The 11,976-nt window shown below is 61.5% G+C and carries 12 protein-coding genes and 1 pseudogene; 6 read left to right on the top strand and 7 right to left on the bottom strand.

Features of this window, described 5'->3' with window-relative positions:
• Positions 1–86 precede the first annotated feature (86 nt).
• Positions 87–2,300, top strand: a complete 2,214-nt coding sequence (locus HJ583_RS04195; RefSeq protein WP_170020737.1) for an NADP-dependent isocitrate dehydrogenase — start codon at positions 87–89, stop codon at positions 2,298–2,300.
• Positions 2,301–2,389: 89 nt separating this feature from the next.
• Here HJ583_RS04195 and HJ583_RS04190 read toward each other — a convergent pair.
• The 4 genes and pseudogenes from HJ583_RS04190 to coaBC form a co-directional block, all read right to left on the bottom strand.
• A pseudogene (locus HJ583_RS04190) lies at positions 2,390–3,142 on the bottom strand (YoaK family protein); the annotation flags it as partial.
• A 46-nt stretch (positions 3,143–3,188) separates the two neighbouring features.
• Positions 3,189–3,638 (bottom strand): dUTP diphosphatase, encoded by a 450-nt coding sequence (dut, locus tag HJ583_RS04185; protein ID WP_170020735.1) that lies wholly within the window; start codon positions 3,636–3,638, stop codon positions 3,189–3,191.
• 24 nt (positions 3,639–3,662) lie between these two features.
• Entirely contained in the window at positions 3,663–4,055 is a 393-nt protein-coding gene (locus tag HJ583_RS04180; protein WP_170020734.1) for a tautomerase family protein, read from the bottom strand.
• 1 nt (position 4,056) lies between these two features.
• Complete coding sequence (gene coaBC, locus HJ583_RS04175; RefSeq protein WP_170020733.1) at positions 4,057–5,244, bottom strand: bifunctional phosphopantothenoylcysteine decarboxylase/phosphopantothenate--cysteine ligase CoaBC; 1,188 nt, start codon at positions 5,242–5,244, stop codon at positions 4,057–4,059.
• 57 nt (positions 5,245–5,301) lie between these two features.
• On the opposite strand from coaBC, the gene radC reads away from it, so the two are divergent.
• From radC to HJ583_RS04150, 5 genes are all read left to right on the top strand, one after another.
• On the top strand, positions 5,302–5,979 hold the full coding sequence (gene radC, locus HJ583_RS04170; protein WP_170020731.1) for a RadC family protein: 678 nt from the start codon (positions 5,302–5,304) through the stop codon (positions 5,977–5,979).
• 89 nt (positions 5,980–6,068) lie between these two features.
• Positions 6,069–6,305, top strand: a complete 237-nt coding sequence (rpmB, locus tag HJ583_RS04165; RefSeq protein ID WP_101941384.1) for a 50S ribosomal protein L28 — start codon at positions 6,069–6,071, stop codon at positions 6,303–6,305.
• 37 nt (positions 6,306–6,342) lie between these two features.
• Positions 6,343–6,510 (top strand): 50S ribosomal protein L33, encoded by a 168-nt coding sequence (rpmG, locus tag HJ583_RS04160; protein ID WP_101941385.1) that lies wholly within the window; start codon positions 6,343–6,345, stop codon positions 6,508–6,510.
• Between the two features lie 108 nt (positions 6,511–6,618).
• Entirely contained in the window at positions 6,619–7,692 is a 1,074-nt protein-coding gene (locus tag HJ583_RS04155; RefSeq protein WP_101941386.1) for a 3-deoxy-7-phosphoheptulonate synthase, read from the top strand.
• 30 nt (positions 7,693–7,722) lie between these two features.
• Positions 7,723–8,961, top strand: coding sequence for a DUF1015 domain-containing protein (locus HJ583_RS04150; protein ID WP_170020729.1), 1,239 nt, complete (start codon positions 7,723–7,725; stop codon positions 8,959–8,961).
• A gap of 63 nt (positions 8,962–9,024) precedes the next feature.
• On the opposite strand, the gene HJ583_RS04145 is transcribed toward HJ583_RS04150, so the two are convergent.
• From HJ583_RS04145 to yaaA, 3 genes are all read right to left on the bottom strand, one after another.
• Complete coding sequence (locus tag HJ583_RS04145; RefSeq protein ID WP_235943696.1) at positions 9,025–9,774, bottom strand: carbonic anhydrase; 750 nt, start codon at positions 9,772–9,774, stop codon at positions 9,025–9,027.
• Between the two features lie 142 nt (positions 9,775–9,916).
• Positions 9,917–11,041, bottom strand: coding sequence for a M14 family metallopeptidase (locus tag HJ583_RS04140; RefSeq protein ID WP_170020727.1), 1,125 nt, complete (start codon positions 11,039–11,041; stop codon positions 9,917–9,919).
• A gap of 55 nt (positions 11,042–11,096) precedes the next feature.
• Positions 11,097–11,873, bottom strand: coding sequence for a peroxide stress protein YaaA (yaaA, locus tag HJ583_RS04135; protein ID WP_170020725.1), 777 nt, complete (start codon positions 11,871–11,873; stop codon positions 11,097–11,099).
• Positions 11,874–11,976: the final 103 nt, after the last annotated feature.

Here is an 11,976-nt window from a genome sequence, read left to right as displayed (position 1 = left end):
AATGAGTCGAACCTTCGGGCGGATTGATATACTCACGAATTCAAGTGCGGTGCCAACCGCCGTCCCCAAGAGCCCGAGAGAAGATTATGAACAAGATCATCTACACCCTGACCGACGAAGCCCCGGCGCTGGCCACCTACTCTTTCCTGCCCATCGTTCAGGCTTTCACCAAGCCGGCGGGCATCACCGTTGAAACCCGCGACATCTCGGTCGCTGCGCGCATCCTGGCGAACTTCCCTGAGGCCCTGAAGCCCGAGCAGAAAGTTCCCGACACCCTCGCCGAACTGGGCGAGCTAGCCAAAACGCCGGAAGCCAACATCATCAAGCTGCCCAACGTGAGCGCCTCGGTGCCCCAGCTCAAGGCCGCCATCAAAGAGCTGCAGGCGCAAGGCTACGCAGTGCCCGATTACATCGAAGCGCCGGGCAACGAAACCGAACAAAAGATCAAGACGCGCTACGCCAAGGTGCTCGGCAGCGCCGTCAACCCGGTGCTGCGCGAAGGCAACTCGGATCGCCGCGTGGCCAACGCCGTCAAGCAGTTCGCCAAGAAACATCCGCACTCGATGGGCGCCTGGTCGGCTGAGTCGAAGTCCCATGTCGCCAACATGGTGAACGGTGACTTCTACGGCAACGAACAATCCGCCGTGATCGCCGAGGCCGGCAGCGTGAAGATCGAATTCTCCGACTACGCCGGCAACACGAAGCTGCTTAAGGAAGTGAAGGTTCAACAGAACGAGCTGATCGCCGCCACCTTCATGAGCGCCAAGGGTCTGCGCAAGTTCTATGAAGTGCAGATCGCCGACGCCAAGGCCAAGGGCGTGCTCTTCTCCCTGCACCTGAAGGCCACCATGATGAAGGTCTCCGACCCGATCATGTTCGGCTACGCCGTACAGGCCTTCTATAAGGACGTGTTCGCCAAGTACGCCGACGTGTTCACCAAGCTGGGCGTGAATCCGCGCAACGGCATCGGTGACGCCTACGCCAAGATCCAGACCCTGCCGGCTGCTCAGAAGGAAGCCATCGAAGCCGACCTGCGCGCCGCCGAAGCGGCCGTACCGGTCGCCATGGTCGACTCCGACAAGGGCATCACCAACCTGCATGTGCCGAGCGATGTGATCGTCGACGCCTCCATGCCCGCCGCCATCCGCGCCTCCGGCCAGATGTGGAACGCAGCCGGCCAGCAGCAGGACACCAAGTTCGCGATTCCCGACCGCTGCTACGCCGGCGTGTATCAGGCCGTGATCGAAGACTGCAAGGCATTCGGCAAGTTCGACGTGACCACCATGGGCACCGTGCCCAACGTCGGTCTGATGGCCCAGGCGGCAGAAGAGTACGGTTCACACGACAAGACCTTCGAGATCCCGGCCGACGGCGTGGTGCGCGTGATCGCCGCCGACGGCACGATCCTCACCGAGCACAAGGTCGAAGCCAGCGACATCTGGCGCATGTGCCAGACCAAGGACATCGCGATCCGCGACTGGGTGAAGCTCGCCGTCACCCGCTCGCGCGCCAGCAACACCCCGGCCATCTTCTGGCTGGATGACGCCCGCGCCTATGACCGCAACCTGATCGCCAAGGTTGACGCCTACCTCAAGGATCACGACACCAGCGGACTGGAAATTCACGTGCTCTCCCCGGTCGAAGCCTGCAAGCTGTCGCTCAAGCGTATCCGCGCCGGCCAGGACACCATCTCGGTCACCGGCAACGTGCTGCGCGACTACAACACCGACCTGTTCCCGATCCTGGAACTCGGCACCAGCGCCAAGATGCTATCCATCGTGCCGCTGCTGGCTGGTGGCGGCATGTACGAAACCGGCGCTGGCGGCTCGGCGCCGAAGCACGTGCAGCAGTTCCTCGAAGAGAACTACCTGCGCTGGGATTCGCTCGGCGAATTCTTGGCTCTGCAGGTTTCGATCGAAGAACTCGCCGCCAAGACCGGCAACAAGGCGGGCGCCGTGCTGGCCGAGACGCTGGACGAAGCCAATGCCAAGTTCCTCGACAACAACAAGTCACCGGCCCGCAAGGTTGGTCAGATCGACAACCGTGGCAGCCACTTCTACCTCGCCCTTTACTGGGCGCAGGCTTTGGCGGCTCAAAGCAAGGATGCCGGCCTGCAGGCCATCTTCAAGCCGGTCGCCGAAAAACTGACCGCCGACGAAGCCAAGATTGCCGGCGAACTGATCGGCGCACAGGGCAAGCCGGTGGACATCGGCGGTTACTACCACCCCGCTCCGGAGAAGTGCTCGGAAGCCATGCGCCCCAGCGCCACGCTGAACGCCGCATTGGCCAGTATCAAGTAAGCACGCATAAAAAGGGCGTGGTATCCACCACGCCCCCAGAATGATGCCCAAGCCCCGGACTGCGGGGCTTTTTTTCGCCCGTCTCAGCCCCGACGCCAGGGCCGGTGAAGTCGCAGGTCGTCCAGCACCGGCACCACTGCCATCAGCACCAGCAGCAAAGCAAGCGGCAACGTCGCCAGATAGCCCACATACTTAAAACCATAGGCCCCTAGCAGCCCTCCCAGAAAAAAACTCAAAAGCAGTGATCCGAGCACCCTGAGCCGGGCGCGGTTTGCCCGCACATCCGGGTGCAGGGGGCCGCTGGAGCGATTCCAGTAGAACAGCTTGCCCAGTTCCATGCCGATATCGGTCACCACACCCGTAATGTGGGTGGTACGGATCTCGGCATTGGAGGATTTGGAGATGACGGCGTTCTGCAACCCCATCATGAAACACAGCAGCATCACGGTCACTGGCACGAACAGCCCCTCAATCACCGACAGGCGTGCCCCCAACAATCCGAAGGAGAGCAGCAGCGCAGCCTCCAGCAGCAGCGGCAAGGCATACTCGCTGTGCCGAGCGCGCCGCCGGCTGTAATTGACCATGATTGCCGTTGTCGCCGCCCCGCCAAGAAACGACAGCAGCGCCCCGAGCCCGGCCAGAGCGAGCCCGACATTGCCGAGCACGAAATTGTCGGCCATCGAGGAGACAATGCCGGTCATGTGCGAGGTGTATTGACGGGTGGCCAGATAGGCGCCTGCGTTGGTCGCACCGGCCACGAACGCCAGGGTGAATCCCAGATGCCGGTTGCTTTCTGCGCTGCGAACCCGACCCGTCAAACGTCGTGCGTAATCGATGGGCATGCTCTTGATACACCTTCCACTCCGGTGCCAGGCACCGACGCCGAACTTACTGCCGGCCAGTACTGCCGAAACCACCTGCCCCGCGTTCGGTCGCTTCGAAAGCCTCGACCACGTTGAGCTTCACCTGCACCACCGGCACCACCACCAGCTGCGCGATGCGGTCCATAGGCTGAATCGTGAAAGGCTCCTTGCCACGATTCCAGGTCGATACAAACACCTGCCCCTGATAGTCCGAATCGATCAAACCGACCAGATTGCCCATCACGATACCGTGCTTGTGGCCCAGGCCCGAGCGCGGCAGGATCATCGCAGCCAGCCGCGGATCCTCCAGGTGCATGGCCATGCCGGTGGGGATCAGATGCGTGTCACCGGGATTGATCGTCAGTGGCTCATTGATGCAGGCACGCAAATCCAGCCCGGCCGCGCCAGCAGTACCGTACTGCGGTATGTTGTCGTGCAGGCGGGCGTCGAGAATCTTGATGTCGAGTTGGTGCATGTTGATTTCCGGAAAATAAGAGGATTAAACCTCGACCTTGAAGCCGAGATCGATTTCAGAAGCCGGCAGGCCGCGCACTCCCCAGTTTTCACGGGGAATTTCGCGCAGCCGCACCAGAATGTGATCAGCAGAAATGCCCAGCTCGCCCAGCTTGGCGGCTATCGTCGCATACAGAGTGCGCTTGGCCTCCAGCGAGCGGCCAGAAAACAGATCGATGCTGATCAGGGTGAACAAGTCGGGCTGGGCTTTGCCGGGCGGGCAGGCAAAGCGATGCGGCGGATGTGCCTGCAGACGCACGATTCGGTCGCCCGCCGGGATTTTCAGCGCCGAAACGATGGCGGCGTGTACCGCATCCATCAGAGCCGTTTCTTCAGCCGCAGTGCATTCGCGACGAATCTCTATCAACACCACAGGCATCTCAGACTTCCAGCATCTTCGCCAGATGCGCCACGATACCGGTAGCCACCTCAGTCTTGCTGGCACGCGGCAAGGGGTGCGAGCCGGCTGCGTCAAACAGCACCACCTGATTGGTGTCGCCGCCCATGCCATCCTGCACCAGATTGCCCACCACCAGTTGCAGGCGTTTGGCCTGGAGTTTGCCACTGGCGTAGGTGTCCAGATTCTGGCTCTCAGCCGCAAAGCCGACACAGAATGGGGCGGCCGGCAACGAGGCCACCTCGGCCAGGATGTCCGGATTGCGGGTAAGGTTGAGGGTCAGGCCATCACCCGTCTTCTTAATCTTGTCGGCAGCCACATCCAGGGGGCGAAAATCTGCCACCGCCGCCACACCGATGAAGATCCGCGCCTGCCCGACGCGCTGCATCACGGCCTGATGCATTTCACGCGCGGTCTGCACATCGATGCGCTCCACCCCATACGGCACCGGCAAGGCCACCGGGCCACTGATCAACTGCACCTTCGCTCCCGCCAGCGCCAGCGCACGCGCCAGCGCATAGCCCATCTTGCCGGAGGAGATATTGGTGATGCCGCGCACCGGATCGATCGGCTCGTAAGTCGGCCCGGCCGTCATCAGCACTGTATGGCCGGCCAGCGGCTTGGCCTGCAGGGCGCTAATCAGAGCTTCAACAATGGTTTCAGGCTCAGTCATGCGCCCTTCACCCACCTCACCGCAAGCCTGCTCGCCGGCATCCGGACCGATGATGCCAACGCCATCGGCGCGCAACTGATTCACATTGCGTTGCGTGGCCGGATTGCCCCACATCTGTTTGTTCATGGCCGGTGCCACCAGCAGCGGACAGGCGCGCGCCAGAGCCAGCGTCGACAATAGATCATCCGCCAGCCCGTTGGCGATCTTCGCCAGCGTATTGGCCGTGGCCGGCGCGATCAGCAGGGCATCGGCCGAGCGCGTCAGATCAATATGGCTCATGTTGTTAGCGCGGCGATCGTCCCAGGGATCGGTCCACACCGGATTGCCGGAAAGCGCCTGAAAGGTGGTCGGCGTGACAAAGCGCGCGCCGTTTTCCGTCATCACCACATGCACTCGCGCGCCGGCCTTGATCAGCAGGCGCGTGAGCTCAGCCGCTTTGTAGGCCGCGATACCGCCGGAAACGCCCAGCACGATGGTCTTGCCCGAGAGTTCAGTCATGCCCCAGTTCCGAAAAGGTAAGAATCCCGCAGTCCGTAATTCTATCCCGCAAGCACCATGGCAATCACTGACTGGCCCGAAGAAGAACGCCCGCGCGAACGCCTGCTGGGCCATGGCGCGGCCGTACTGTCCGATGCCGAACTGCTGGCAATCTTCCTGCGCGTAGGTGTGCGCGGCAAGAGCGCGGTGGATCTGGCGCGTGACCTGATTGCCCATTTCGGCAGCCTGAGCCGCCTGTTCAATGCCCCGCTGCCCGAGTTCAAGGCCTTCCACGGCATGGGTGAAGCAAAATTCGCTCAGTTGCAGGCCGTTCTGGAAATGGCACGGCGCGCGCTGGACGAAACCTTGCGCAGCCGTGATGTACTCGGCTCGCCCGGCGCAGTGCGTGACTGGCTGCGTTTGAAACTCGCCCACCTACCTCACGAGGTCTTCATGGTGCTACTTCTCGACGCGCAGAACCAGCTCATCGAAGCGCGCGAACTTTTCCGGGGAACCCTGACGCAAACCTCCGTATACCCACGTGAAGTCGTGAAACTCGCGCTGGCTCACAATGCCGCCGCCGTCATCCTGGCGCACAACCATCCTTCCGGTGTCATGGAAGCCAGCCGTGCCGACGAGTTGCTGACCAATGCGCTGAAACAGGCTCTGGCACTGGTAGATGTGCGGGTACTGGACCACTTCATCGTGGCCGGAAACGCAACGCCGCTTTCCTTTGCCGAGCGTGGCCTGTTATAGTTGCGGTCTTTCCAGCGCGCGGGCTTGAGCTCTGCCTGATTTTCAGGCTATACTCGCGTGCTTTACGGAACCAGTTACCGGAGCGAGATATGTCTCGAGTTTGTCAAGTTACGGGCAAGGGCCCGATGGTCGGAAACAACGTTTCCCACTCCAACATCAAGACCAAGCGTCGTTTCCTGCCGAACCTGCAGAATCGCCGCTTCTGGGTCGAAGCAGAAAATCGCTGGGTCAGCCTGCGCGTCTCGAACGCCGGTCTGCGCACCATCGACAAGAAGGGCATCGACGTCGTGCTGTCCGAGCTGCGTGCTCGCGGCGAGAAGTTCTGATCGCCACCACGACTCATAGAAATAGCGGAGATTAAAAATGGCTAAAGGCGGTCGCGAAAAGATCAAACTGGAATCCACTGCGGGTACCGGCCACTTCTACACCACCAACAAGAACAAGCGCACCACCCCGGGCAAGCTGGAATTCAGCAAGTACGACCCGGTGGTTCGCAAGCACGTGATTTACAAGGAAACCAAGCTCAAGTAAGCGCTGTGTGCGGCGCGGCCCGCACCCTCGCACTCTGGCTGGTTCCGACCTGCTGTACCCGAAAGCCCGCTCCTGCGGGCTTTTGCGTTTCGATACAGGCTCTCCGAAATGACTCACGCGTCTACTGAAAATCTGAACGTCGTCTCCTTCGATCACATGCCCTCGCCGGGCGAGATCAAGGCCCGTGTGCCGCTCTCCGATGCCGCAGCGGCTTCGGTCGAATCAGGGCGTGCCACCATCAAGGCCATTCTGGATCGCAAAGATCCGCGCCCGATGGTAATCGTGGGCCCCTGCTCGATCCATGATCCGGTCGCCGGTCTGGACTATGCTCGCCGCCTCAAGGCGCTGGCCGACGAAGTGGCCGACACGCTCTGCGTGGTGATGCGGGTGTATTTCGAAAAGCCGCGCACCACCGTGGGCTGGAAAGGTTTCATCAACGATCCGCGCATGGACGACTCCTTCCACATAGAGGAAGGCATGGAGCGTGGCCGCAAGTTCCTGCTCGACATCGCCGAACTGGGCCTGCCTGCAGCTTCCGAGACACTGGACCCAATCGCCCCGCAGTACTACGGCGACCTGCTCTCCTGGGCCGCCATCGGCGCCCGTACCACTGAATCGCAGACGCACCGCGAGATCGCTTCCGGTCTTTCCTCGCCGGTAGGCTTCAAGAATGGTACCGATGGCTCGCTCGACGCCGCCGTGAATGGCTGCCTGTCGGCCTCGCAGCCGCACAGCTTCCTCGGCGTAAATGATGCGGGCGAAACCTGTATCGTACGCACCCGCGGCAACCGCTACAGCCACGTCGTGCTGCGCGGTGGCGGTGGCCGCCCGAACTACGACACGGTCTCCGTGTCGCTGGCCGAACAGGCCATGGCCAAGGCCAAGCTGCCGGCCAACATCGTGATCGACTGTTCGCACGCCAACTCATGGAAAAAGCCTGAATTGCAGCCGCTAGTGATGAAGGACGTGGTTGGTCAAATCCGGGCCGGCAACCAGTCCATCGTCGGCGTGATGATTGAAAGTTTCATCGAAGCGGGTAACCAGTCGATTCCGAAGAACCTCGCAGAACTCCGCTACGGCTGCTCGGTCACCGATGGCTGTGTCGCCTGGGATACCACCGCACAGATGCTGCGTGAAGCCCGCACTGCGCTGCGTGACACGGTCGCCCAGCGCCAATCCTGATTCCCTCTCTTTCCTGAAAAAGGCAGAACCATGAGTCTGGTCACCCCCTTCAAGGCCCTTCGTCCGGCCGCCGGCCGTGCCGCCGAGATCATCGCCCCGCCCTACGACGTACTCTCGTCGTCGGAGGCCATCGAGCGCGCCGCCGGCAAGCCGTGGAGCTTCCTGCACATTTCAAAGCCAGAGATCGACCTGCCTGCCGGCACCGACATCTACTCGCCCGCGGTATATGCCAAGGCTGCCGAAAACATGCAGAAGATGCTCGACGCCGGCGTCATCACCCGCGACGACAAGGCCTGCTACTACGTCTATCGCATCATCATGGGCAACCATGTGCAGACCGGCATCGTCGCCGCAGCCTCGGTGATCGAGTACGACAATGGCCGCATCAAGCGCCATGAATTCACCCGTCCGGACAAGGAAGACGATCGCGTGCGCCAGATCGAGGCCCTCAACGCCCAGACTGGCCCGGTCTTCCTGGCCTATCCGGACGCCCCCGCCATTGACGCCGTGCTGACGGCCACCATCGCCGGCACGCCGGATGCTGACGCCACCGCCGATGACGGCATCCGCCACACCCTGTGGGTGGTACGTGATGACGCGACCATCACGCAGTTGAACAAGAGCTTCGATGCCCTGCCCGCGCTCTACATTGCCGATGGTCACCACCGCTCGGCAGCTGCCTCGCGCGTCGCTGCCTCGCGTCGTTCAGCCAACCCGCATCACACCGGGGACGAGCCCTACAACTACTTCCTCTCCGTGATTTTCCCGGCCCATGCGCTGAAGATCATGGATTACAACCGCGTCGTCTGCGATCTGAACGGCCTCTCGAAGGACGAGTTGCTGGCGAAGATAGCAGCCGCCTACAGCGTGACGCCTTCTACTGCGCCGGTGAAGCCGGCAGCACACGGGGAAGTCGGTATGTATCTGGCCGGCCAGTGGTACCAGCTCAAGGTGAAGCCCGAACTGATCCCTGCCGATCCGGTCGAGCGCCTGGACGTGAGCCTGCTCACCGCCCACATTCTGACCCCGATCCTGGGTATCGCCGATCTGCGCCGTGACAAGCGCATCGATTTCGTCGGCGGCATCCGTGGCCTGCCGGAGCTCGAAAAGCGCGTCAATAGCGGCGAGATGGCCGTAGCCTTCGCGATGTGTGCCACCACCATGAACGACCTGATGTCAGTCGCAGACGCTGGTCAGGTGATGCCGCCGAAGTCGACCTGGTTCGAACCGAAGCTGGCCGATGGCATGGCCTCACACGCAATCGACTGAAACACGCAACAGACGCAAAAAAGCCGACCCGCAGGTCGGCTTTTTTCATGGACAGCATTCGCCTCAGTTGATCACAATGCGTGAGTTGAGCGGCTGCACCGGACGGTTGTTTGGGTGATGCATGACATGCGAGAAGTGGCTCACCTGCTCATCCGAGCTTTCCACCGCCTGCTTCAGCACGATCCATGACACGCCTTCACTGCACGGTGGCGTCGTCAGCGAGCCGCTGAAGTAGTAGTAATCGCGTTTGCGCGGCAGCAGCTCCCCTGCAAGCAGCTTGCCATCAAAGGCCTGCTTGGTATTTGCAGCCTCCGGCATCTGCTGCCAGATCCGCGCCAGTCCGCTCTGTGCCTTGCCCGGCTTGAACATCACGGCTACTACGGCAAGCCTGCCGTCCTGGTCCTGATGGACGAGGTGACCCTCAAGCGGAAATTGCTTGCCGTGAATGGTGTTTTCGCTGGGGGCATGAAAATGTACCTGCTTGAGCTCGAAGCTGTGATCGCCGAGGCGAAGCGTGCTGCCCGGCGCAAAATTGGCCTGGATCGTATGACCGTTGTTGAGCACCTCGGTGACGGCTGTCGTATAGCTGAAGCGCAGTTTCGGCAAAGCCGCTTTCAGCTCGCCGCTCACGTTCACCGGCGACTGGTTCTTGCCCGCACCACAGGCCGCAAACTCGGGCGCCAGCTCGCCCCAGTGAGCGGGAGCCGCCTCACCGTCATAGGCCCAATGCACAGCTTCAGCCGCCATGCAGAGCGGGGCAGACAGCAGCATTGCCAGCGCGCTGGCAGACTTGATCCAAGCTTTTTTCATCATCAGCTTCCTTTTCAAAACACGACCTGTGCCGGCAACACCCGTTGCCGGCGGGGGCTTGAATGCTGGTCTTGCTGCAGCGCAAAATCAAGGCGCAGGATCAAATCCGGAACGCAGCGGATATTCAGGCTGCCGGATTGGCCGTTCAGCCCAGCCCCCGGAGATGCTCCAGCACCGGGTTCAGGAAAGCGGCGCCGAGGCGCTGACTACGTGCGCCATTCCAGCCGGTGCGCGAGTCCGGCGCATTGGCATTGTCCTTGAATGGCATTTCCAGCGTCAGGGCGACGCAACCGAAAGTGGTTGCGGCCCACTTCGAGCACAACGTCATCATCTCGTCGGTAAAGCGGTCGTCGGAGTAACCATGCTCAGTCTGAAAATCCGGGCTCACGCGCTTTAGATTCGCCAGGAAAGCCGCCTGCAACTCCAGATTGCGTGCCCCATAGCCCGGCACCATGTGACTGCCATCGATGAAAACGTAAGGCAGGGTCTCGTCGCCGTGAATATCGAGAAAAAGATCCGCTCCACGCTTCTTCATCGCACGCTGCGCATGCCATACCTCCGGGCTGCGCTCAAGCGTCGGCGCATGCCACTCACGATTCAGGTTCACGCCGGCCGCATTGCTGCGCAAATGCCCTAATGCGCTGCCATCCGGGTTGATATTCGGAATCAGATGGAAGCACGCCCGGCTGCGCAGCTCGCGCGCCACCGGATCGGCTGGATCAAGCAGGCGGCTGATGAACCCCTCCATGAACCACTCTGCCATGCTCTCGCCTGGATGCTGGCGCGCCTGCAGCCACACGCTCCTGGGCCCCGTTCCGATGTGCAGCAGATCCAGGTCGCGTCCCTGCAGACTGGTGCCGATACATTCGAGCAGCACCAGCGGCGAAGCTGAGCAACGCCCTAGAAAATCCAGCCGGCGCTCCTGTGAATAGGGCTCGAAATAAGCGAGCCACACAGTGTCATGCTGCGGCGTGAATTCGATGACCAGCTGCTCTCCGTCATAGCTCGTGTCGGCAATGCGGAACCAGTCCGCACGGTCATAACTCGCAGCACACTGGTAACCATGCCAGCCATCGGCATAACTGCATGCACCGGCATTTTCGATGACCAATCGCAGCGGCACTCCACGCACACCGTGCAGGCGGAAGTGGAACCACTGCAGGAACTGGCCGCCCGCATCGGGGCGAATGGCCAGACGGATATCGGCGGGATTGGCAGCATCAAGGACTTCGATGTTGCCGCTGTCAAACTGGCTGCTGATGTGAATCATGGAAAGTGGAAGATCGGAAGTGGTGAGTCGGGAGCAGGTGCTACGGATGCCAAAATCAAGCCGCTTCACGCCGGAACACCCAGCGATCCGCGTCTGATGCCGCAGGCGTGAAGACATAGCCTTCGGCATCGAACTGCTTGAGCGCGTCCGGATCCGTCAGGGCATTGACGATGGCAAAGCGGCTCATCAGCCCGCGCGCGCGCTTGGCGTAGAAGCTGACGATTTTGTAACCGGCGCCTTTGCGCTCTTCAAACACAGGTGTGATCACTCGCGCAGCCAGCTGCTTCGGGCGCACCGATTTGAAGTACTCCTCGGAAGCCAGGTTCAGCAATACAGGCTTGCCGCCCTGCTGCGCCAGCTCCGTATTCAAAGCAGTGGTGATCGTATCTCCCCAGAACGCATACAGATCCTTGCCGGCAGGATTGGCGAGCCGGGTGCCCATTTCCAGGCGATAGGCCTGCATCAGATCCAGCGGGCGCAGCAGCCCATACAGACCGGAGAGCATGCGGAAATGCTTCTGCGCAAACGCGATCTGCGCGGGCGTGAAACTGTAAGCATCCAGCCCCTCATACACATCGCCATTGAAGGCGAACATCGCCTGCCGCGCGTTCTGCGCCGTGAAGGGTCTCGTCCATTCGGCGTAGCGGGTGAAATTCAGGGTCGCGAGGGGATCGGAAAGCGTCATCAGCTTCGCGATCTCGGCCGGACTCTTCTCGCGCAGGAGGTCAATCAGTTGCGCGCTCTGGTCGAGAAAGGCTGGCTGGGTAAAGTCGGCAACAGGCAGAGGGCTCTGGAAATCAAGGGACTTGGCAGGGGAGACGACGATCAGCATCGGAGCACGGCGGAAACGGGGTACAGGCTGCAATGATCGGCCAAATCCGGCGACGGCGCAAAGCCGGCCCTCCCGTCCACGGGTCGTGTGTTCGCCCCTGCGC

This window comes from Uliginosibacterium aquaticum (genome assembly GCF_012972705.2).
GTDB lineage: Bacteria > Pseudomonadota > Gammaproteobacteria > Burkholderiales > Rhodocyclaceae > Uliginosibacterium > Uliginosibacterium aquaticum.
The sequence above is the reverse complement of the archived record's forward strand: the minus strand, read 5'-3'. Positions and strand labels throughout refer to the sequence as shown.